This window comes from Streptomyces sp. NPDC031132 (genome assembly GCF_055570595.1).
Map to the genome: position 1 here is coordinate 207,644 of NZ_JBVIGX010000013.1, position 20,193 is coordinate 227,836.

A 20,193-nucleotide genomic window follows, 5' to 3' on the forward strand; every position below is an offset into this window, starting at 1 on the left:
TTCAGGACTCCTTGACCGCGATGGTCTCCACCGTGTTCGCGACGTGCTCGAACGCGTCGGCCGCCTCTTCGAGCACGTCGACGATCTGCTTGAGCTTCAGCACCTCGATGGCGTCGTACTTGCCGTTGAAGAGCTGTGCGAGCAGCTTGCGGTGGATCTGGTCGGCCTGGTTCTCGAGGCGGTTGACCTCGATCCAGTACTCGGTCAGGTTGTCCATCGTCCGCAGGTGCGGCATGGCCTCGGCGGTCAGCTCTGCCGCCCGCGCCAGCACCTCGATCTGCTGCTCGACACCCTTGGGGAGCTCCTCCACCTGGTACAGGACGACCAGGTCGACGGCCTCCTCCATGAAGTCCATGATGTCGTCGAGCGACGAGGCCAGGTTGTAGATGTCCTCGCGGTCGAACGGCGTGATGAAGGAGGAGTTCAGCTGGTGGAAGATCGCGTGGGTGGCGTCGTCCCCCGCGTGCTCGGCTGCCCGCATCCGCTCCGCGATCTCGGCCCGGGCGGAGGAGTCCGCGCCGAGCAGTTCCATAAGGAGCTTGGAGCCCGTGACGATGTTGTCCGCGGATGCGGCGAACATGTCGTAGAAGCTCGTCTCCCTGGGGGTCAGACGAAATCGCACGTGAGGTCCTCGGGGTGCATTGGATTCGGTCAGGCTGATGCTAGGCGCATCCCCCGGCCACGGCTAACCGGCGGTTCCGGGCGGTTCCCCAGTGTCCTCCATCAGGCAGAGTGAGGACCACGGGCCCCTGTCCCTTTGAGCAGGGCCCAGTACCCTATACCCATGAGGGGTATGCACTCATGCACCCCTCAGGTCCGGACCACGGGAGGACGCATGACTGCCATCGAGGCGGAAGGCTCCGGAGCCGACGTCGCCACCGCCGCCGGCGCGGTGCACGGCTACCACCACCAGAAGGACGAGCACCTCAAGCGGCTGCGCCGGATCGAGGGTCAGATCCGGGGTTTGCAGCGGCTCGTCGACGAGGACGTCTACTGCATCGACATACTCACCCAGGTCTCGGCGAGCACGAAGGCCCTCCAGTCCTTCGCGCTCCAGCTGCTCGAGGAGCACCTGCGGCACTGCGTCGCCGACGCGGCCGTCAAGGGCGGGGACGAGATCGACGCCAAGGTCGAGGAAGCGACGAAGGCCATCGCGCGCCTGCTGCGCACCTGAGCCCGCCGGCCCGCGCCGCGGATGCGGCTACAGCCCGAGACCCATCAGGACCTCGTCGATCCGGTCCTGGCTGAGCCGCTCCTCGTCCGCCGCGGAGGCCGCGATGATCAGCTCGCCGCACAGCTCGATCTCGGCGAGCGCCACGTGGTCCTGCACCGTCGTACCGCCAGCGGGAGTCACGCGTGTCACCTCAATCAGCCGTCATCGGTCATCGGGTCGTCGGTCGTCGGCGCTCGATTTCTCAGCGTAGGGAGGACGGGGCGCTGTGCGCATGACACGGATGGACCATTTCCGGATACCGGGCCATGGCCCGATCGCGCCGCTCCGGGACCGTCCGGCCGGCTATTCGGCGATCTTCCCGGCGTAAATGTCCCCGCTTGCCGGCAATACGACGGTCACCGGCGTCCCGAACCCGTAGAGCAGCGTGGTGGAGGAGACATCGATCACGCCATTGTTGACATAGGTGAAACGGTGCCGGACCTTCCGCAGCCGGCCCTCCTCGTCGAGATAGACGTCGAAGGGGACCGCGTCCTTGCTGAACCCTTTCGCCGCCGCCTCCAGCGCCCCGCGGACCGCCGGTGATGCGTTCTTCGCGGCCTGCCCGATGTCGGTGGTGCCGCGGTAGTGCCGCACCTTCGTGCCCGCCACCTCGGTCTCGCCCACGTACGTCGCCTCCTGTACGCCGCGCAGCAGCTCGGCGGCGGCCAGCGGGTCCGTGGCCCCGCCCGTGACCAGGTTCCCGTCCGCGAGGGTCGTCGTGTCGACCCGGACCCACTTGTCGGCGGGCACGCCCGCGCCCCGGTTCTTCATGTAGAGGGCGCCGGGTACGAGCAGCTCGGTGATGGGCCGGTGCTCGTCCTTCCCGGCCGCGTCCGCCGGGAGCATCACCAGGAGCTGGCCCATCCGGTTCTTGAAGTCGACGCCGCCCTCGCCGCGGATCGTGACCCGGGTCCCGCCGGTGGCCATCTCCATCGCCGTACGGGCCTGCGCGCTGCCGGTCTTCACCAGCAGGTCGGCGGCTCCCCGGACGGTCGCGGCCGGGTCGGCGGCGGGCCGGTCGTCGCCCTGGTCCGCGCCTCCGCACCCGCTCATCGCGGCCACGGTCACGAACACGCCGAAGGCGAGCACCGCCTCACCCGCACGCCCGCGCCGCCGCCTGTGCTGGTGCACCACCATCGCCTGCCAACCCCCAACGCGTGACCGCTGTTTGCCCGAGGCCCCACCCGCTCCGGTTAACGAGGTCCGGGGTTTCCCGTCACGGGCCGCCGCCGTCCCGGCCCCGTGCCGGACCCAGTACCTTGGTGATGTGGATCCGCACACCAAGGCGTCGCTCGTCCCTCCGCTTGAAGCCGTGCCGCTCCCCCGCACCACCGAGCGGCCACCCGCCGGGCACACCACGAGCACCGCCGAGCGCGGCTCGTTCTGCCTGGCCCTCTGCACCTGCGGCTGGAGGGGCCCGGCCCGCCGCTCCCGCGACCTGGCCCGCAGGGACGCGGACCGGCACACCTCGGGCTAGGGACCGGGTTCGGGTCCGGGTCCGGGTTCGGGTGCGGGTCCGGAGGCAGAGTCCGGGGACAGGGGGTCTTCTTGATCGCCCGTTCGGACGGCCCGGCTGGCCGACGCCCCCGGGAGCGGATGCCCTGGATGCATGCCAGGACCCGCACCCCGCGTCGCCGCCCTCCTCTGGGCCCTGCTCATCGCGCTCACGCCCGCCGCCGCGGCCTCGGCGCGCCCGACGGGCTCGGCGGACGGCCCGGTCGACGTGGCCCTGGCCATCGGGGCGACCACCACCGCGTCCGTGGCCACCGGCCTGTGGCTGCGCTCCCGCTACCGCCGCGAGGACGACCCGGAGGGCCACGGTGCGGAGAGCGGCGACCCGTGACGCCCCGCCTCCGCCCGAGGGCCGTCCGGCTGTGCTTCGGCGGAGCGGTCCTGTGCCTGCTGGCGGCCGTACTGATCTCCGTATGGGACGCGTACGGCAGGACCTGAACAGCTACGCCGCGAGGTCCTTCTCGTGCGTGAGGCAGCCCGGCGGCGGGGTCTGGGGCTGGGCGAGGTCCACCGGCCGGGGCAGGGCCCGGCGCTTGGCGCGGACCAGCCGGCCCGCGCGCGGGGCGCGGGCCACCGCCCGGACGAGCGGGTTCAGCAGCGCCATCGCGAGCGGCGCGAGCACCAGCACGACGGCGGTGCCGAGCGCGAAGCCGCCGATCACGTCGGTCGGGTAGTGGACCCCGAGGTACACGCGGCAGACGCCCTCGGCGAGGGCCAGGCCGATCCCGACGAACCCGAGCTTCCGGTTCGCGATGAACAGGCCGACGCCCAGGGCCATCGCGAGCGTGGCGTGGTCGCTGACGAAGGAGAAGTCGCCGGGGCCCGCGTCCGGTGCGAGCACGTCCAGGCCGCTGTGTTCGGCGAACGGCCGCGGCCGCCCGACGAAGGCGCGCAGCGGGACGTTGACGAGGAGGGCGAGCGCGGCGGCGAACGGGGCCCACACCAGCGCGGCGAACGACTCGACGGCCGTGGACTCGTCCTGCCGGCGCGCACCGTGCCAGCACCACAGGACGAGGAGCACCAGGGCCAGCGGGATCCCGTACGCGCTGACGAGGCCGACGGCCCGGTCGACCCCGCTCGGGGCGTGCCGGGCCAGTCCGTTGATGTCGTACAGCAGGCTGACGTCCACGTTCGGCCCACTACTTGTGAGTCCAGCCATGGCGATGCGGCCCCTTGCCCTTGCTCGGTTCCCCTCGGGCGCACCCCTGCGTGCGCCCCTGAACCCCCCCGTTGATCAAGCCTGCGTCCATGGAACGCCCGTTCTGAACGCCGCGTTCCACTCTCCACCGAATGATCACGGCAACGTTATCGAAGAGTGACTCATCGTCGCAGCTCAGGGCCTTGGGTTGACGCAGCGTGGCGAACGGCGCGGTCAGGCACCCCCTAGGGGGACTTGGCGTCGGCGGTGCGGTCGGGAAGGGCTTCGGCGCCGTCCTTCGTGACACGCGTCGCGCCGAAGTAGTCCGGGGTGTCGATCTTGTCGAAGCGGATCACGGCGCCGGTGTACGGGGCGTTGATCATGTATCCGCCGCCCACGTAGAGGCCGACGTGCCGGATGTCCCGAGAGTTCGTCAGATCATCGGAGAAGAACACCAGGTCGCCGGGGAGCAGTTCGCCGCGCGAGGGATGCGGCCCGGCGTTGTACTGGTCGTTGGCGACGCGCGGCAGCTCGATCCCCACCGACTCGTACGCGGCCTTGGTCAGCCCCGAGCAGTCGAACCGCCCGTCCTGGTCCGGCGTACCGTTGCCGCCCCACAGGTACGGGGTCCCCAACTGCTTCTGCGCGAAGTAGATGGCCCCGGCGGCCTGCTGAGAGGGCGCAACCCGCCCCACCGGCCGCTCGAAGCTCTTGGCGAGGGTCGTGATGGTCTTCACGTACCCCTGGGTCTCGCGGAACGGAGGCACGCCCTGGTGCTGCATCACTGCCCCGGGGCCGGCGTTGTAGGCGGCCAGCATGTTCGCGACAGGGTCCCCGGGCACCTTGCTCACGTACCGTGCGAGTTCGCAGTCGTACGAAGCCGCTGAGGGAATCGCGTCGTTCGGGTCCCAGATGTCACGGTCACCGTCACCGTCACCGTCGATCCCGTGCGTGGCCCAGGTTCCGGGGATGAACTGGGCGATGCCGCGCGCGTCCGCCGGGCTGACGATGCCCGGGTCCCAGCCGCTCTCCGAGTAGAGCTGGGCGGCGAGGATGGCCGGGGTCAGGGTGGGGCAGAGAACGCCCCACTTTTGCACCAGGGCCTGGTACTTCCCGGGAACAGCGCCCTTGGCGAGCCCGACGACCCGGCCACCGCCGGTCGCGATGCCCGCGGCGGCGGAGTACGTGCCGACCACGAGGAGGGCAACGAAGCACAGACACGCTCCGAAGCTGATCCCGCTGATCACCCAGAATCTGCGCACCCGTCAACCCTCCCCCATCGTCCGTTCTTTCACCGGGATTCGCCGCGACGTGTCGGATTTATCCCTTTTGCGGCCCGCTGTCGAAGCCCTCGCAGAGAAAACTCTTGTGTTCCGTATCCGAGGTGGCGTGCCGGAACACCACCGTCCACCCACCGGGATCCTGCGCGAGCGGAGGCGCCTTGACCGTCTTGCCGTTCAGCTGCATGGAGAAGTCGTCCGGGTAGGTGACGTACTTCCACTCCAACTCGTCACCCTCGTACAGGTCCCGGGCTTTGGCAACGAAGCCGAGCTGACGGTTGTCGGTCACCGCGGTGGACCGGCCGTTCTCGTCGACCTCGTGCTGAGGCTTCACGACGACGGCCACGTAGTACGGCGGCACGTCGGAGAGCGCGTTCTTGACCCGGTATCCGATCTCGACCTTGCCCGACTTCAGCTGAGGATCGTCCATGGTCCTGGGCAGCGCGGTCTGGAACTCCAGGATCCCGCGCTCCTCCTCGGGACGCGTGCAGACGCGGTGGATGGGGTTGTAGTCGTCCAGATTGGGCTCGGTCTGCCTGATGTACGTGGGCGGACCGGCCGCAGACGGCGCCGCGGGACCGCCGGGGCTCTGACCGCCGGCAGCAGGCGTCTGCCCGCCCGGGCTCCGACCACCCTGCTCCTGCCCGCCGGCCCGGCTGCCCTCGCCCCCCTGACCCTCCTCGCCCCCCAACGGCAACTTCCACACCGCCAGCGCGGCCACGACCGCCACCACGGCCACGCCCGCCACCCACACGCCCGCCCGCCCCCGCCTGGGCGGGACCTCGGCCGTGTACTGCGTCGGCGTGTAGCCGGGCGGCAGGCCCGGGCCCTGCGTCCGCATCTCGTGCACCGGCACCGCCTCGCCCAGCGCGCCCAGCCCCACGTACACGGGATCGTCGATCAGCGCGTCCCGTACGCCGCACCGGCCGATGACCTCGGCCAGCGCCGGCCGGGCCGCCGGGTCCTTCGCCGCGCACGCCTCGATCAGGGCCGCCAGCCCCGGCTCCACCCCGGCCACGTCGATCGGCTCGTGCACCGCCCGGTAGCTCACGCTCGTCGCGGCGCCCGTACCGAACGGCGGCCGCCCGGTCGCCGCGTACGCCAGCGTCGCGCCCAGCGCGAAGACGTCCGCGGCGGCCCCCGCCCCGGCCCCCAGCAGCACCTCCGGCGCGGTGTAGCCCGGGGTCCCCGGGGCCTGGCCGTCCTGGGTGAGGGCCGTCTCGCCCACGCCGCGCGCGATGCCGAAGTCGATGAGCTGCGGGCCCTGCGCGCCCAGGATCACGTTCTGCGGTTTGAGGTCCCGGTGCGTGACCCCGTACGCGTGGACGCTCGCCAGTCCCTCCGCGAGGGCCGCGAACAGCCGGCGGCAGGTGTCCGCGGGCAAACCGCCGCGCTCGGCCACGGCATGACCGAGCGTCGGGCCCGCCACGTACTCCGTGGCCAGCCAGAACGGCGGCGCCGCCAGCGAGGCGTCGATCAGGTTCGCCGTGTACGCCGACCGCACCGCGCGCACGGTCTCGGCCTCGCGCCGGAACCGGGCCAGGGCCTCGGGGTGGCCGGTGATCTCGTCCCGGATCACCTTCACGGCCACCAGGCGCCCACCGGGCGAGCGCCCGAGGTACACCTGCCCCATCCCTCCGGCACCGAGCCGGGCCAGCAGCGCGTGGGCCCCGATCCGGGCGGGGTCGACGTCTCTCAGCGGCTCCATTGGCACGAGCCTGCCACACCGACTGCCCTACCCCGCAGCCGGGTTGACCCCTCTCGCGATGTCAGGAACGGGGTGCGACGAACAGGCTCTGCGCGCTCCGCCCGATCGGCCCCTTCTCGTCGTGCAACCGGGCGTCCGCGAGCCCGATCCCGCCCGCGTCCACGCTCGTACGGGCCTCCACGCAGGCCCACTCGCCCACCGGGTGGCGGTGCAGGTGCACCGTCAGGTCGCCGTTGATGAACACGTACCGCCCGAAGTCCATCACCGAGCTGATCCCGTTGCCCGAGTCGGCGGCGATCAGGACCCGGTCCAGCGGCCTGGTCTCCTCCCCGGCGACGAGCGGCACCTTCATCCGCATCCAGCAGGTACCGGGCCCCAGATCCACGAACGCGCCCTCGGTGAACCGGGTCTCCATCGCCGCGTGGTAGCCGGTCTCCCACGGCACCGGGAAGAACGGCGTGACCTCCACCTCCCCGGGCGGCGGCAGCTGCGGCCCGGGGGCCACCCCGGGCACGGCCTCCTCGGCCACCCGGATCCGCAGCGCCCGCGCGAGCATCACCGGCGCGGCCCCGGCCGGGGCGAGGGCGGCCTCGACCACCTCCGTGCTGCGGCCGGCCCGGAGCACCGAGGTGGTGACCTCCAGCGGCCCGATCGGCACCGGCCGCAGGATCTCGTACGTGATCCTCGCGATCCGCATGTCCGCGCGGGCGCCCTCCCGATCCTCCACGGCCCGGCCGAGCAGCGCGGCCGGCGGCCCGGCATGCTGCGAGCCGGGGTCCCACGGGCCGCGCGTGTACTCGGTGGCCAGGAACCGCCCGGCATCGACCCGCTCGAAGAACGCCTCGGAGATCGCCATGCCCGGCACGCTACCGACAGGTAACCCGTCCCGCCAGGCCTACGCGGAACAACGGACCCCGGTCGCAAACACCGGCCCGGGACCTCAGCGGGCGAAGCCCAGCCCGACGCCGAGCCCCACCAGCACCGAGCCGATCGCCCGGTTCAGCGCCTTCTGCGCCTTCAGCATCCGGTCGCGCAGCCGGGAGTTCGAGAAGAACAGCGCGACCGCGCCGAACCAGCCCAGGTGCGCCGCCGACATGAACAGCCCGTACCCGGCCTGCTGCCACACCGGGGTGTCCGGATTGACGACCTGTGTGAACGTCGACACCACGAACAGCGTGGTCTTCGGATTGAGCACGTTGGTCAGGAACCCGGACCGCAGCGCGCCCAGCCGGGTCAGCTCCGGCTTGGACTCCAGGTCCACGCTCAGCTCGGCGCGCGCCCGGAAGGTCCGGATCCCGATCCACACCAGGTACGCGGCGCCCGCCAGCTTGATCGCCGTGAACAGGGCCGTGGAGGAGGCGATGAGGAGTCCGACTCCGAGCAGCGTGTACGAGACGTGCACCAGCACGCCCGCCGCGACACCGCCCGCCGCGAACAGCCCGGTGGACCGCCCGTACAGATAGCTGTTCCGGACGACCATCGCGAAATCGGCGCCGGGACTGATCACGGCGAGGAGGGTGATGACGGCAACTGCGATCACTTCTGTCATGTACGGATGCTCACCGCACCGGCCCCCTCGATCAACCGCGTTCCGTCCACGAATACTTGAGACATGAACACGACACCTTCCTCCCCCTCGGCCACGCCCGCGCCCCTCTCGCTGCGCCCCTTCCGCCCGGCGGACGACGCCCCGGCCCTGCACCGATGGATCACCACCCGGGCCGAGCTCGTCACCTGGGCGGGCCCCTCCTTCACCTGGCCGCTGGACGACGCCCAGCTCGCCGCCTACGCCGCCGAGCCGGACCGCCACACCTGGACCGCCGTCTCCCCCGACGGACGCCCCCTCGGCCACGTCTCCGTACGCGGCACCCGCCTGGGCCGCGTACTGATCGCCCCCGAGGCACGCGGCCGGGGCCTCGGCGAGACCCTCCTCACACTCGCCGTCGCCCGCGCCTTCGACGAGCTCGGCCTGTCCTCGCTCGACCTCGGCGTCTACACCCACAACACCGCGGCCGTACGGCTCTACGAGAAGCTCGGCTTCCGCACCGAGCAGGTACTGGAGGACGTGGAGGAGGTCGACGGCGTTCGCTGGTCGGCCCTCCAGATGCGCCTGACCACCGCCGACCGGTGACAATGGACGGGTGTCCGCCACTCCCGCCACGCCCGCCGTCCCGGCCGTCCCGGGCCGCCCCGCCAGCCCCGCCCTCCCCGTTCTGCCCGTGCTGCCCGTCCTGCAAGCAGACTGCTCGAGCTGCTTCGCGCTCTGCTGCGTCGCCCTGCCCTTCGCCAAGTCCAACGACTTCGCGGTGAACAAGGCCGCCGGAACGCCCTGCAACAACCTCCGCCAGGACTTCGGCTGCGGCATCCACACCCGGCTGCGCGACAAGGGCTTCCAGGGCTGCACCGTCTTCGACTGCTTCGGCGCGGGCCAGCAGGTCTCCCAGGTGACCTTCGGCGGCCGGGACTGGCGTACGCACCCCGGCACGGCCGCCCGGATGTACGAGGTCTTCCCGGTGCTGCGGCAGCTGCACGAGCTGCTCTTCTACGTCACCGGGGCGCTCGCCCTCCCGGCGGCCGCCCCGGTCCACGCGGATCTGCGCCAGGCGCTGACCGAGACCACGCAGTGGACCGCCGCCGACGCGGACGCCCTCGCCGCCCTGGACGTGGGCGCCCTGCGCGGGCGCATCAACACGCTCCTCCTGCGCGCCAGCGAGCTGGCCCGCGCCAAGGCCCCGGCCCGCAAGAAGAACCACCGCGGCGCCGACCTGATGGGCGCCCGCCTCGCCGGCGCGGACCTCCGCGGTGCCAACCTGCGCGGCGCCTACCTCATCGCCGCGAACCTCAGCGGCGCAGACCTCCGCCTGGCGGACCTGATCGGCGCGGACTTCCGCGATGCCGACCTGCGCGGGGCGGACCTCCGCGACGCCCTCTTCCTCACCCAGCCCCAGCTCAACGCAGCCCGGGGCGACGCCGGGACCAAGATCCCCCCGACGCTGGCCCGCCCCGCGCACTGGCCCGCGTAAACCCGCCCCGGGAGCCCGGACCCACACACACCGGGCTCCGACGCATGACACCCCGACGGCCCGGGCTACGACGGCCCGGGCTCCGACGGCCCGGGCTCCGACGGCCCGGGCTCCGACGGCCCGGGCTCCGACGGCCCGGGGTTCACCCGCCGATCGCCCCCAGCCTGGCCTCGACCCGCCCGCGCAGCAGCTGGTACTCCTCCCAGCGCCGCGGCAGCCGCCCCTGCGGCCGCGGCCCCGTCAGCCGCCCCTCCGTCACCACCTGGCCCCGGCGGAACTGCTCCCGCGTCAGGTCCACCTGTATGCCCCCGGGGAGCACGTTCCACGTGTGGAACCCGTGCTGCTCGCCCTCGAGCCAGACCTCCCCGACCATCAACTCGCCGCCCATCAGGTCCTGCACCACCAGCGACGTGATGTCGCAGTGCCCCCAGGCAGGGTTGTCGGCCGTCCAGGGCGCCCGCTCGACGTCATCGGGCGAGCAGGTACCGGCCGACCACCCCGCCCGGATGGCCGCTTCGATGTCCGTCAGGGTCCACGGAGTTGCAATGGTCATGCGTCCACTCTGCCGCGCACCACTGACAACGGGCCTCAGGGCCGGATGATGGCCGTCCACCCCGACGGGCAGGTGAGCGCGCCCGTCCCCGTGTACGCGCAGTGGTTCTCGAACACCTCGCCCTGGGTCGTCAGCACCTTCACGTACACCGTGGGGCCCACGGTGTTGACCGACACCCCGCACGCGTTCCGCGGATGCCCCGGGTTCAGCGACGTGGTGAGGTCCCGCCAGGTGTAGGCGCCGACCGGCGCCGTGTCGCGCACGCCCAGGAAGGTCCTGCCCCGGCTCAGGACGGCACTGAACTCCAGGTCGCTGTCCCCCCGTACCGTGTCGATGTCCTGGCACGGCCCGTGCGGCCCACGGTCACCCTTCGGACCCTGGGGCCCACGATCACCCTTCGGGCCCTGGGGCCCGCGGTCACCCTTGGGCCCGTGGGGACCCTGAGGCCCCCGGTCCCCCTTCGGCCCGGAACACGAACTGGCAGGCGCCGCCCTGCCGGCCTTCCTCGCCTGGGTGGCCTTCCTCACCTTGGCAGCCTTGGAGGTCGGCGCCGGCAGCGTTCTCGCATCCGGCTCCGGGCACCTGCTGCCCCAGTCGGGCGCCACCGCCACAGCCGTCCCGTCGACGGCAGCCGCCGAGGGGACCGAGGCGCCCATGAGCGCGATCGCCAGCGGAACTGCGAACCCCCCGGCCAGCCAGGCGCGCCGCCCGGCCTTCACTGCGGAACCCATCCGTCACTCCTTGCGTCGTCCTACCGAACGGCCTGGAGCATCTCCCGCAACCCGCCGAAGGGATGGAACGACTGACGGAATGTCGGACGAATGTCAGCGGCTCGGCCCAACGACACGCCCGCACACTGCGCCGAACGGCGGCGCCCCGAGCGGCCCCCCGCAAGCCGAGAGGGCAATCATTGCCCGGGGTCACCCCCCGTGATACACAGAGTGACCATACGTTCTTTCGCACACCCACCGCCCGTGCCCAGGTCAGAGCGCGCGAGCGGACCAAGGGCCGGGAGATCGGGTAAAGAGAGCCGTCAAGTCGACGTACGACGGCGGTTTCATCAGCGAAGATAGTACGTGACCCCTGCCGTCGGGCACGGGCTACCGGAACTACCCATACAGGGGCGGTGAGTTACATGATCCTGGCAGCCGAAAAGGGCGACATCACCACCATCATCGGCGGAATCGCCCCGAACTGGGGGCCGTTCGGCAGTCTCGGCAACGAAGCGAAGGTCATGATCGAGGTGGTCATGGCCGTTGCGATCCTCCTCTGCCTCGGCATCGCCATCTGGGGCGCGGCCAAGCAGCGCATCGGCGCGACCGCCCTGCGCGACACGTTCAGCGCGGAACAAGGCAAGGGCCTGATCGTCGCCGGCCTCACCGGCGTCTTCATCATCGGCTCCCTCGGCACCCTCTTCACCATCGTCTACGGAATGGCCGTCTAGCCGGGCCGCCCACCGGCTTCCGGACCTGATGAGGAATCACCACACCACCGTCGTACGACGCAGAGGGGGCGGACACGGAATGAGCAACGAAGACCAGTACGGCGGTGGCGACGGCTACGGCGACGTCGGCGGCACGGGCCAGACCCGCACCCGCCTCCCCGACGCCCCCTCGGACCCGTACGGCACCCCCCGCCGCACCCCCCGCGCCTCCCGGGGCCTGGTCACGGTCGTCGGCGTCGTGGTCCTCCTGATCGCCGCGATCGCGTTCGCGAACCAGTCCGGCGACACCCCCACCACCCCCTCGGCGGACACTCCCCCCACCCCCGCCTCCACCCAGGCCACAGGCACCCGCCCGGTGGACGGCAAGAACGGCGGAATCCCGAAGGGCTTCGCGCACGACGAACAGGGAGCCCAATCGGCCGCCGCCAACTACGCGGTAGCGCTTGTTTCCGCAGACATCCTGAAGCCACAGGCGCGGCGCCAAATCGTCCGCCAGGTCTTCGTCGCGGATAAGGTCTCCGAGCTCGAGACCAGACTGGATCAGGCCTACGGCAAGACGTTCCTGGACCAGGCCGGACTGGACGCCAACGGAAATGCGGCGCCAGGCCTCACGTACATCTCTCGGACCGTGCCGGTCGGCACCAACACGACCAAGTACTCCGACACCACCACGTCCGTCGACGTGTGGTGCACAGGGGTATTCGGCACTGCAGGCGTCGGCTCCACCAACCCGGTCAGCAACGACTGGTTCACGATGACGCTGACTCTCCGCTGGGCGGAGAACGACTGGAAGGTCGAAAGCTTCGCCCAGAAGGACGGGCCGGCCCCGGTCCACACGGACCGCACGGCCTCCACGGCCGAGGAGATCGCAAAGGCTGCAACGGAGTTCGGAGGGTTCACCTATGCCCGGTAGCCGCACCCTCCGCCTCACCGGAGCCCTGGCCGCTGTACAGGCGACAGTCGTGCTCCTGTCGGCCCGCGCCTTCGCCGCCCCCACCCCCCCACCGACGTCCCCGTCCCCGTCGCCGTCGGCCTCGCAGCCCAACGACAACCGGTGCGACCTGATCGTTGGCCCGGCCAAGGACTACTGCGAGCGCGGCAGCGGCGCCGGCGGCGCCCCCCGCACGGGCCTCGCGCCCAACGACCCGGCCGACGCCCTCAACCCCCTCGCCTCCCTGGCCAAGGGCTGCGCCGACGCCGCCGCCTGGATCGTCACCGAGCTCAGCAAAGCGATCAACGGCTCGGCCAACGTCGACTTCACCAACGGCGCCTTCCTCAAGCAGTACGCCATCGTCTTCGCCGCCTCCACCATCCTCACGCTCGTGCTCTGGCTCTTCGCCGTCGCCAAGCGCGCCATCCGCGGCGTCCCCCTCACCACCGCCATCTCCGAAGCCGTCGGCTTCCTCTGGCTCACCGTCCTCGCCTCCGCCTTCACCCCCCTGATCCTCTACACCGTCGTCTCCGCCACCGACGGCGTCACAGAAGTCATCGCATCGGCGAGCGGCGGCCAGACCGACGTCTTCTTCGGCTCCTTCATCGAGGCCCTCAAGAAGGGCGACTCCATCGGCGGCGGCCCGATCATGCTGATCGTCGTCTCCCTCGTCACCGTCCTCGCCGCCGGCGTCCTCTTCCTCGAGCTCTTCATCCGGGCCGCCCTCCTCTACGTCGGCGCCCTCCTCGGCGTCGTCGTCTACGCCGGGCTCGTCGACCGGAACCTCTGGGGCCACGTCCGCCGCTGGGCCGGCATCATGATCGCCGTCATCCTCGTGAAGCCGGTCATCGTCATCGTCCTCGGCCTCGCCGGAGCCCTCGCCGGCGAGAAGGGCCCCAACGCCTTCTCCGCGGTCGTCTCCGGCCTCGCCATCATCCTCCTGGCGATCTTCGCCTCCGCGATGATCTACCGCTTCGTCCCCGGCTTCGGCGACGAGATCGCCTCCGCCCGCGCGGGCCGCAGCAAGGCCACCGACGGCGCCCAGGCCGCCGCCGTCATCAGCTCCCCGGCCTCCCTCGTCTCCCAGGGCATCAAGACGCACAGCAGCCGCGGCGCCCACCGCGGAGGCGGTGACGGCGGCGGCTCCGGCGCCCCCCGCCCCGCCAACCCCCTCTCCGGAGGCGTGGCCGCGCACAGCAGCCGCCCCACCTCCGGCGGCGGGGCCGGCGGCGGATCTGTCCCCTCCGCCGCACCCCCGCCCCGCACGAGCTCGAGTACGAGGAACACAGGAGGTGACGGGCGTTGACGACCCAGTCACACCAGCTGCACCCGGTCGCGCCCCGCCGCACGTATCTCATCGGCCGGGCCCGGCCGAACGCGATCGTCGGCAAGAACCGCGAGAGCGGCGAGATCGCCCTGATCATCGCCGGCGCGTTCCTCGGCATGATGAGCGGACTGCTCGTCCCCCAGCTCACCCTGCGCATCGTCAGCCTCGCCGGCTTCCCCATGCTCGCGCTCGCCGCCGTGTACGTCCCGTACAAGGGCCGCACCTTCTACAAGTGGTTCGAGATCAACCGCAGCTACAAGCGCACCCTGCGCCGCGGTACGACCTACCGCTCCAGCGCCATGGAAGCCGGCGTCCGCGCCGCCGACGGCCGCGAGGTCGAGGTCGGCCCGCCCCCCGGCATCGGCCGGATCAACTGGCTCGCCGCCCCCTTCGGGCCCGACGAGATCGCCGTCCTCCTCCACGCCGACCGCAGAACCGTCACCGCTGCCATCGAGATCGAGGGCCCCGGCGTCGGCCTGCGCGACAGCGAGGACCAGGAAGCCCTCGTCGACCGCTTCGGCACGCTCCTCAAGCACGTGGCCAACGGCGACGGCTTCGTCACCCGCCTCCAGATGCTCGCCCGTACGCTCCCCGCCGACCCGGACGCCCACGCCAAGGACGTCGCCCAGCGCGGCGACACCCACGCCCCCGTCTGGCTGCGCGACTCCTACGACCAGCTCCAGTCGATGGTCTCCACCTCCTCCGAGCAGCACCGCGCGTACCTCGTCGCCTGCATGCACTACACGCGCGAACTCGCCGCCGAGGCCCACACCATCGCCCGCGCCGGCACCCCCCACAAGGGCCGCAAGCTCGACCGCGACGCCGGCCTCGCCATCGTCATGGCCCGCGAACTCACCGACATCTGCGCCCGCCTCGCCGAGGCCGACATCCGCGTCCGCCAGCCGCTCGGCCAGGGCCGCCTCGCCTCCCTCGTGCACTCCATGTACGACCCCGACCACCCCATCGACCACATCCAGGCCATGACCAAGCGCAACGCCTGGCCGGCCGAACTCGACGCGGTGGAACCCACGTACCTGCAGGCCAAGACCCGCGAGTCCTCCACCCGCGCCCCCTGGTGCCACGCCACGGCCTGGGTGAAGGAGTGGCCCATGACCCCGGTCGGCGTCAACTTCCTCGCACCCCTCCTCGTCCACACCCCGGACGTGATCCGCACCGTCGCCGTCACCATGGATCTGGAGCCCACCGAGGTGGCCATCGAGCGCATGCTCACCGAGAAGACCAACGACGAGGCCGACGCCAGCCGCGCCGCCAAGATGAACCGGACCGTCGACCCCCGCGACATCGCCGCCCACGGCCGGCTCGACCAAAGAGGTGAAGATCTCGCCAGCGGTGCGGCAGGAGTCAACCTGGTCGGGTACATCACGGTGTCGTCGCGATCGCCGGAGGCCCTCGCCCGGGACAAGCGCACCATCCGCGCCTCGGCGGGCAAGTCGTACCTGAAGCTCGAATGGTGTGACCGCGAGCACCACCGCGCCTTCGTCAACACCCTGCCGTTCGCCACCGGCATCCGACGCTAGCTGGAGGGAAGTGCCGCCCATGCGAGATCCCATGTCCGCTCTGACGGACGCCTTCACCAGCTTCCTGTTCGGCAAGGTCGAGACCACGCGCCTGCCCGTACGCACCTCCACCGGGCAGGCGCAGGCCGTCTACCTGCCCACCGCCGCCCCCGGCCTCGGCGACTCCGGCGTCATCATCGGCCGCGAGGTCTACAGCGGCAAGGGCTACATCTACGACCCCTTCCAGCTGTACGGCCAGCAGCTCCCGGCCCCGCACTGGCTGGTCCTCGGCGAGTCCGGCAACGGCAAGTCCGCCCTGGAGAAGACGTACGTGCTGCGCCAGCTCCGCTTCCGGGACCGCCAGGTCGTCGTCCTCGACGCCCAGGGCGAGGACGGCGTCGGCGAGTGGAACCTCATCGCCCAGCAGCTGGGGATAACCCCCATCCGCCTGGACCCCATCGCCGCCAACGACGACGGGATCCGCCTCAACCCCCTCGACCCGGCGATCACGACGACCGGCCAGCTCGCGCTGCTCCGGACCATCATCGAAGTCGCCATGGGCCACGGCCTCGACGAACGCTCCGGCTTCGCGCTCAAGGTCGCGCACGCCTACGTCGTCGACGCGATCCGCGACCGCCAGCCGGTCCTCACGGACATCGTGGAACAGCTCCGCCACCCGGAGGCCGAGTCCGCGGAGGCCATGAACGTCGACATAGACGATGTCCGCGCCTGGGGCCTCGACGTGGCCCTCGTACTCGACCGCCTGGTCGACGGCGACCTGCGCGGCATGTTCGACGGCCCCACCACGGTGGGCATCGACCTGGACGCCCCCCTCATCGTCTTCGACCTCTCCCACATCGACCGCAACTCGATCGCCATGCCGATCCTGATGGCGATCGTGGGCGTCTGGCTGGAACACACCTGGATCCGCCCGGACCGCAAGAAGCGCATCTTCCTGGTCGAAGAAGCCTGGCACATCATCAACAGCCCCTTCGTGGCCCAGCTGTTCCAGCGCCTCCTGAAGTTCGGCCGCCGCCTGGGCCTGTCCTTCGTCGCCGTCGTCCACCACCTCTCTGACGTGGTCGACGGCGCGGCGGCCCGCGAGGCCGCGGCCATCCTCAAGATGGCCTCGACCCGCACGATCTACGCCCAGAAGGCGGACGAGGCCCGAGCGACGGGCCGGGTCCTGGGCCTGCCCCGCTGGGCCGTGGAGATCATCCCGACCCTCACCCCGGGCATCGCGGTCTGGGACGTCAACGGCAACGTCCAGGTGGTCAAACACCTGATCACCGAAGCGGAACGCCCCCTGGTCTACACGGACCGCGCCATGACGGAATCCTCCTCCCAGCTCCCCGACGACCTGCTGGCAGCCGAACTGGAGGCGGAGGAGAGAGCCCTCCTGATGGAACGCCACCGCAACGGCGGCCCGGGCTCGGCAACAACGGTGGCGTAATGCACGAACCCAACGGGAAGCCGGGCGGCATCCCAGACGCCCTCCTCCTCGCCCTCCTGGCGTTCCTGCTGGGCCTGGCGGCCCTGGTCTGGACCTCCACGGGCCTGGCCGCGCTCTTCTCCAAGGGCTCCTGGCCGTCCACGGTGACGTTCACCCGCACCCCCGGCGCGGTCCGCGCCCTGATAACTCAACCGCACGACGTTCCGGGAGCCTGGCCCGACACGGACCCCTCGGCCCTCTCGGGCTGGGGCCTCTTCTGGGGCCTCTTCATCAGCCAACTCCTGGTGCTCTTCGTCCTGACGATCTTCGCGATGGGCATCATCGCCCGCACCAAATCCCGCCGAGCCAACCCGGCCCCGCCGACCGATCCGGCCCCGCCGGCGTTCGAAGCGCGGGGATCCGGGGACACCGCCCCCGCCAACCCGGCCCTGCCGACCACCCCAGCCGGGCCGGCCAATCCAGCCCCGCCGGCCTTCGAGGCGCGGGGGTCCGGGGGCAGAGCCCCCGGCAACTCCCGCCCGGCGGCCCCGACCCTGCTGCCCACCCAGGCCCCGCCGGCCCCGCCGACCGATCCGGCCCCGCCGCTGCCCAGCCCGGCCCCGCCGACGTTCGAGGCGGCGCGGGGATTCGGGGGCAGAGCCCCCGCCGGCTCCCAAGCCACCCTCACCTACGCCGCTCCCCCGGAGCGCCACCACCTGGCCGCCCAAGCCCTGACGGCAGCCCCCGGCGCGGCCCTGGTCCTCACCTCCTCCCCCGCCCTCTGGGCAGAGACCAAGGACGCCCGCGCGAAACTCGGCCCGGTCCTCCTCTACGACCCCTCGCACCTCTGCGACACCCCGGCCCGCATGCACTGGAACCCCGCCGACGCCTGCGCCGACCGCGACACCGCCGCCGCCCGCGCCACCGCGCTCCTGGCCCCCGTACGCCCCCAGGCCCGCATGGACGCAGCCGTCGCCGACACCGCGGAAACGCTCCTGCGCAGCTGGCTCCAGGCCGCCGCCCTCGACGACCGCCCGTTCAAGCAACTGCACCGCTGGGCCCAGGGCACCAGCGCCCAGGACCCGGTCCGCATCCTCCGTACGCACCCCCAGGCCGCCCCCGGCTCCGCCGGCGAACTCGAGAGCGCCCTCACCGCCCACCCCGAACGCCGTGAGCAGGCCCAGCACCTGACGGCCCGTGCCCTCTCCTGCCTCACGTCGATCCACATCCGCGAGGCCTGCAATCCGAACCGAACAGATGCACTGACCTTGGCATCGTTCGTCAGCGAAGGGGGCACCCTCTACGTGGTGGGCGAACCGCTGGAAGACCCCCGCACCCACCCGGGTGCGATGCCCCTGCTCACCGCACTCGCCGCGAGCGTGGTCGAGCACGGCCGCCGCATGGCCGCACGGTCATCCCACGGCCGGCTCGACCCACCACTCACGCTGGTCCTCGAGGACGTCGCGGCCGTGGCCCCGATCCCCCAGCTCCCCGAGCTCCTCCAGGAGGGGCCCCTCCCCCTGCTCGCCCTGTGCCGCAGCCGCGAGCAGGCCCGATCCCGCTGGCCCGAGGCCGCGTTCGAACCCACCCCCAGCTGACTACGGACGCGAAATGACGTACTCGAGGTCCTTGGCCCCCGGGTTCCCCGGTACCGGCAGCGACACGGCCTCGCCGCTCGCCCGGAACCCGAACCGCCGGTAAAACGCCTCGGCCCGCTCGTTGTCCTCGTGCACGAAGAGCCGTACGCGCTCCAGCGCCGGCCCCTCCAGCGACCAGGCCCAGTCCAGCGCGGCCGCGAACAGGGCGTCGGTCACCCCGGTTCCCCGCTGCTCGGCCCGTACGAACACACCCACCAGATGCCCCTGGGTCTGCTCGACGGCCCGCTCGAAGAAGTCGGTGGTCCCGCCCTCCTCGACCAGCACGGTCACCGACCCGACCCACCGCCCGTCCGGCGCCTCGGCCACGAACTGCCGCGCACGCCGCCCGTGCGAAGCCCCCTGCGCCCGGTCCTGCCAGAACTCGTCGGTCCTGGCCTCCGCCTGGGCCAGGGTCTCCAGGAAGGCCACCGGCGCCGCCGGATCCCGCAAAGCGGCGATCCGCAACTCCTTGACCTTCTCCCATTCATGACCCTGCACCGCGCGCATCACATACTGATCCATAATCGCGTATCCCATCACAGGACTGATGCACACTGCATCCATGAATTCACACGCCCGGGCTCTCCACCACGTCACCGCTCTCGCGTCGGGCCCCCCACTGGACCCGACCCTCACGGTGACGCTCAACTTCCACCCGGACCGCGTCTTCGGCGACCGCCCGATCCTCACCGCGCTGGCCGAAGACGGCGTGTACCGCTCGCAGTTCGTCACGGGCACCAGCAACGGCGGCCTCACCGCCCATGCCGGCGGAGCCCGTTGGCACTGGGAGAGCCGCATCTTCGGAGGCGCCTACGACGACGCGCCGGCCGAAGCCCGCCCCGTCTACGGCGCCTTGAACTTCCGCCGCCGCCCGGTCGGCGCCGCACCCCGCTTCGGCTCCGCGCACTTCCGCCTCACCGCGGAGGCCTTGCCCCGGACCACGTTCTGCTACCCGGACAGCTACCTCGAGCCCGAATCCTTCGGCGTCGCCGACCGGATGTCCCTGATCGCCCTCGCGGAGGCCGACGGCCAGGACGCCCTGGACGACTACATCGAGGCCCAGATCCACGCCCCGGTCCGGCTCGACCGCGACGTCGCCGCGCTCGTACTGGACCCCAGTCATCGGGACACCGAAGTCGAGGCGGCAGCCGAGAAGCTCCCCTGCGCGATCGAATGGCACGCCGGCTTCCACCTCACCGTCGAGGAACTCCGCCGTCATCCCGACTACCGGGGCCAGGCGTACGTCGACCTCGGCGAGACGATCGCCGTGGCCGGTAGCCTGACCCCCCGCATCCTCGGCGAGGCGGCCCGCACCGGCCGCTACGACGAACAGGCCCTGAAGCGGGTCTGGCATTACCTGGCCCGTTTCGGTCAATGCTCGTAAACGCAGAAAAGCCCCGTACCGGATCCCGGTACGGGGCTTTTCCACAATGATTGTTCGGCGGCGTCCTACTCTCCCACAGGGTCCCCCCTGCAGT

At 71.5% G+C, this 20,193-nt stretch carries 23 protein-coding genes; 12 read left to right on the forward strand and 11 right to left on the reverse strand.

Annotation, left to right across the window (positions count from 1 at the left end; all coding sequences use genetic code 11):
- Position 1 precedes the first annotated feature (1 nt).
- Entirely contained in the window at positions 2–622 is a 621-nt protein-coding gene (locus ACZ49B_RS21485; protein ID WP_030157116.1) for a DUF47 domain-containing protein, read from the reverse strand.
- Between the two features lie 213 nt (positions 623–835).
- On the opposite strand from ACZ49B_RS21485, the gene ACZ49B_RS21490 reads away from it, so the two are divergent.
- Complete coding sequence (locus tag ACZ49B_RS21490; RefSeq protein ID WP_468308187.1) at positions 836–1,174, forward strand: metal-sensitive transcriptional regulator; 339 nt, start codon at positions 836–838, stop codon at positions 1,172–1,174.
- A 27-nt stretch (positions 1,175–1,201) separates the two neighbouring features.
- Here ACZ49B_RS21490 and ACZ49B_RS21495 read toward each other — a convergent pair whose 3' ends face one another.
- Together ACZ49B_RS21495 and ACZ49B_RS21500 are read right to left on the reverse strand one after the other, a co-directional pair.
- Positions 1,202–1,354, reverse strand: a complete 153-nt coding sequence (locus tag ACZ49B_RS21495) for a hypothetical protein (protein WP_165937309.1) — start codon at positions 1,352–1,354, stop codon at positions 1,202–1,204.
- A gap of 162 nt (positions 1,355–1,516) precedes the next feature.
- Complete coding sequence (locus tag ACZ49B_RS21500) at positions 1,517–2,350, reverse strand: SCO4651 family lipoprotein (RefSeq protein ID WP_468308190.1); 834 nt, start codon at positions 2,348–2,350, stop codon at positions 1,517–1,519.
- 130 nt (positions 2,351–2,480) lie between these two features.
- Here ACZ49B_RS21500 and ACZ49B_RS21505 point away from each other — a divergent pair, with 130 nt between their 5' ends.
- The gene (locus ACZ49B_RS21505) at positions 2,481–2,690 is read left to right on the forward strand and encodes a hypothetical protein (RefSeq protein WP_468308193.1); all 210 of its coding nucleotides are present in this window, start codon (positions 2,481–2,483) and stop codon (positions 2,688–2,690) included.
- A 132-nt stretch (positions 2,691–2,822) separates the two neighbouring features.
- Positions 2,823–3,056, forward strand: coding sequence for a hypothetical protein (locus tag ACZ49B_RS21510; protein WP_468308196.1), 234 nt, complete (start codon positions 2,823–2,825; stop codon positions 3,054–3,056).
- Between the two features lie 111 nt (positions 3,057–3,167).
- Here ACZ49B_RS21510 and ACZ49B_RS21515 read toward each other — a convergent pair whose 3' ends face one another.
- From ACZ49B_RS21515 to ACZ49B_RS21535, 5 genes are all read right to left on the reverse strand, one after another.
- Positions 3,168–3,884 carry a phosphatase PAP2 family protein gene (locus ACZ49B_RS21515; RefSeq protein ID WP_468308198.1) on the reverse strand — a complete coding sequence of 239 codons (717 nt, stop codon included), beginning with the start codon at positions 3,882–3,884 and terminating at the stop codon, positions 3,168–3,170.
- Positions 3,885–4,108: 224 nt separating this feature from the next.
- Positions 4,109–5,125 carry a C40 family peptidase gene (locus ACZ49B_RS21520; RefSeq protein ID WP_468308201.1) on the reverse strand — a complete coding sequence of 339 codons (1,017 nt, stop codon included), beginning with the start codon at positions 5,123–5,125 and terminating at the stop codon, positions 4,109–4,111.
- A gap of 58 nt (positions 5,126–5,183) precedes the next feature.
- Positions 5,184–6,851 (reverse strand): serine/threonine-protein kinase, encoded by a 1,668-nt coding sequence (locus ACZ49B_RS21525; RefSeq protein ID WP_468308204.1) that lies wholly within the window; start codon positions 6,849–6,851, stop codon positions 5,184–5,186.
- Between the two features lie 61 nt (positions 6,852–6,912).
- Positions 6,913–7,707 (reverse strand): thioesterase family protein, encoded by a 795-nt coding sequence (locus ACZ49B_RS21530; RefSeq protein ID WP_468308206.1) that lies wholly within the window; start codon positions 7,705–7,707, stop codon positions 6,913–6,915.
- 84 nt (positions 7,708–7,791) lie between these two features.
- A complete protein-coding gene (locus ACZ49B_RS21535) occupies positions 7,792–8,400 on the reverse strand; it encodes a LysE family translocator (RefSeq protein ID WP_468308209.1) in 609 nt (202 codons plus the stop codon).
- 63 nt (positions 8,401–8,463) lie between these two features.
- On the opposite strand from ACZ49B_RS21535, the gene ACZ49B_RS21540 reads away from it, so the two are divergent.
- The gene (locus ACZ49B_RS21540; RefSeq protein WP_468308212.1) at positions 8,464–8,982 is read left to right on the forward strand and encodes a GNAT family N-acetyltransferase; all 519 of its coding nucleotides are present in this window, start codon (positions 8,464–8,466) and stop codon (positions 8,980–8,982) included.
- An 82-nt stretch (positions 8,983–9,064) separates the two neighbouring features.
- Positions 9,065–9,874: a pentapeptide repeat-containing protein gene (locus ACZ49B_RS21545; RefSeq protein ID WP_468308258.1), complete on the forward strand. Its 810-nt coding sequence runs from the start codon at positions 9,065–9,067 to the stop codon at positions 9,872–9,874.
- Positions 9,875–10,016: 142 nt separating this feature from the next.
- On the opposite strand, the gene ACZ49B_RS21550 is transcribed toward ACZ49B_RS21545, so the two are convergent.
- Together ACZ49B_RS21550 and ACZ49B_RS21555 are read right to left on the reverse strand one after the other, a co-directional pair.
- A complete protein-coding gene (locus tag ACZ49B_RS21550; RefSeq protein ID WP_468308214.1) occupies positions 10,017–10,427 on the reverse strand; it encodes a YunG family protein in 411 nt (136 codons plus the stop codon).
- A gap of 35 nt (positions 10,428–10,462) precedes the next feature.
- Positions 10,463–10,690, reverse strand: coding sequence for a hypothetical protein (locus ACZ49B_RS21555; protein ID WP_468308216.1), 228 nt, complete (start codon positions 10,688–10,690; stop codon positions 10,463–10,465).
- An 872-nt stretch (positions 10,691–11,562) separates the two neighbouring features.
- Here ACZ49B_RS21555 and ACZ49B_RS21560 point away from each other — a divergent pair.
- The 6 genes from ACZ49B_RS21560 (at position 11,563) to ACZ49B_RS21585 (ending at position 18,676) form a co-directional block, all read left to right on the forward strand.
- Positions 11,563–11,871, forward strand: coding sequence for a hypothetical protein (locus tag ACZ49B_RS21560; protein WP_008742356.1), 309 nt, complete (start codon positions 11,563–11,565; stop codon positions 11,869–11,871).
- 79 nt (positions 11,872–11,950) lie between these two features.
- Complete coding sequence (locus ACZ49B_RS21565; RefSeq protein ID WP_468308217.1) at positions 11,951–12,784, forward strand: DUF8175 domain-containg protein; 834 nt, start codon at positions 11,951–11,953, stop codon at positions 12,782–12,784.
- Complete coding sequence (locus tag ACZ49B_RS21570; protein WP_468308218.1) at positions 12,774–14,108, forward strand: hypothetical protein; 1,335 nt, start codon at positions 12,774–12,776, stop codon at positions 14,106–14,108. Before ACZ49B_RS21565 ends, ACZ49B_RS21570 begins: the two co-directional genes overlap by 11 nt.
- On the forward strand, positions 14,105–15,667 hold the full coding sequence (locus tag ACZ49B_RS21575; protein WP_468308221.1) for an SCO6880 family protein: 1,563 nt from the start codon (positions 14,105–14,107) through the stop codon (positions 15,665–15,667). Before ACZ49B_RS21570 ends, ACZ49B_RS21575 begins: the two co-directional genes overlap by 4 nt.
- 19 nt (positions 15,668–15,686) lie before the next feature.
- Positions 15,687–17,099, forward strand: a complete 1,413-nt coding sequence (locus ACZ49B_RS21580) for an ATP-binding protein (protein WP_468308224.1) — start codon at positions 15,687–15,689, stop codon at positions 17,097–17,099.
- Positions 17,099–18,676, forward strand: coding sequence for a P-loop NTPase family protein (locus tag ACZ49B_RS21585; RefSeq protein WP_468308227.1), 1,578 nt, complete (start codon positions 17,099–17,101; stop codon positions 18,674–18,676). The genes ACZ49B_RS21580 and ACZ49B_RS21585 overlap by 1 nt, the downstream gene beginning before the upstream one ends.
- On the opposite strand, the gene ACZ49B_RS21590 is transcribed toward ACZ49B_RS21585, so the two are convergent.
- Positions 18,677–19,237 (reverse strand): GNAT family N-acetyltransferase, encoded by a 561-nt coding sequence (locus ACZ49B_RS21590; RefSeq protein WP_468308229.1) that lies wholly within the window; start codon positions 19,235–19,237, stop codon positions 18,677–18,679.
- A gap of 40 nt (positions 19,238–19,277) precedes the next feature.
- Here ACZ49B_RS21590 and ACZ49B_RS21595 point away from each other — a divergent pair, with 40 nt between their 5' ends.
- A complete protein-coding gene (locus ACZ49B_RS21595) occupies positions 19,278–20,099 on the forward strand; it encodes a DUF3626 domain-containing protein (RefSeq protein WP_468308232.1) in 822 nt (273 codons plus the stop codon).
- The last annotated feature ends 94 nt before the right edge of the window (positions 20,100–20,193 follow it).

Bases quoted from the DNA above. Each gene is read 5' to 3' on its own strand.
- ACZ49B_RS21490 (WP_468308187.1), top strand. From the start codon at position 836: ATGACTGCCATCGAGGCGGAAGGCTCCGGAGCCGACGTCGCCACCGCC.
- ACZ49B_RS21500 (WP_468308190.1), bottom strand. From the start codon at position 2,350: ATGGTGGTGCACCAGCACAGGCGGCGGCGCGGGCGTGCGGGTGAGGCG.
- ACZ49B_RS21510 (WP_468308196.1), top strand. From the start codon at position 2,823: ATGCCAGGACCCGCACCCCGCGTCGCCGCCCTCCTCTGGGCCCTGCTC.
- ACZ49B_RS21515 (WP_468308198.1), bottom strand. From the start codon at position 3,884: ATGGCTGGACTCACAAGTAGTGGGCCGAACGTGGACGTCAGCCTGCTG.
- ACZ49B_RS21525 (WP_468308204.1), bottom strand. From the start codon at position 6,851: ATGGAGCCGCTGAGAGACGTCGACCCCGCCCGGATCGGGGCCCACGCG.
- ACZ49B_RS21530 (WP_468308206.1), bottom strand. From the start codon at position 7,707: ATGGCGATCTCCGAGGCGTTCTTCGAGCGGGTCGATGCCGGGCGGTTC.
- ACZ49B_RS21535 (WP_468308209.1), bottom strand. From the start codon at position 8,400: ATGACAGAAGTGATCGCAGTTGCCGTCATCACCCTCCTCGCCGTGATC.
- ACZ49B_RS21540 (WP_468308212.1), top strand. From the start codon at position 8,464: ATGAACACGACACCTTCCTCCCCCTCGGCCACGCCCGCGCCCCTCTCG.
- ACZ49B_RS21550 (WP_468308214.1), bottom strand. From the start codon at position 10,427: ATGACCATTGCAACTCCGTGGACCCTGACGGACATCGAAGCGGCCATC.
- ACZ49B_RS21560 (WP_008742356.1), top strand. From the start codon at position 11,563: ATGATCCTGGCAGCCGAAAAGGGCGACATCACCACCATCATCGGCGGA.
- ACZ49B_RS21565 (WP_468308217.1), top strand. From the start codon at position 11,951: ATGAGCAACGAAGACCAGTACGGCGGTGGCGACGGCTACGGCGACGTC.
- ACZ49B_RS21570 (WP_468308218.1), top strand. From the start codon at position 12,774: ATGCCCGGTAGCCGCACCCTCCGCCTCACCGGAGCCCTGGCCGCTGTA.
- ACZ49B_RS21580 (WP_468308224.1), top strand. From the start codon at position 15,687: ATGCGAGATCCCATGTCCGCTCTGACGGACGCCTTCACCAGCTTCCTG.
- ACZ49B_RS21585 (WP_468308227.1), top strand. From the start codon at position 17,099: ATGCACGAACCCAACGGGAAGCCGGGCGGCATCCCAGACGCCCTCCTC.
- ACZ49B_RS21590 (WP_468308229.1), bottom strand. From the start codon at position 19,237: ATGGATCAGTATGTGATGCGCGCGGTGCAGGGTCATGAATGGGAGAAG.
- ACZ49B_RS21595 (WP_468308232.1), top strand. From the start codon at position 19,278: ATGAATTCACACGCCCGGGCTCTCCACCACGTCACCGCTCTCGCGTCG.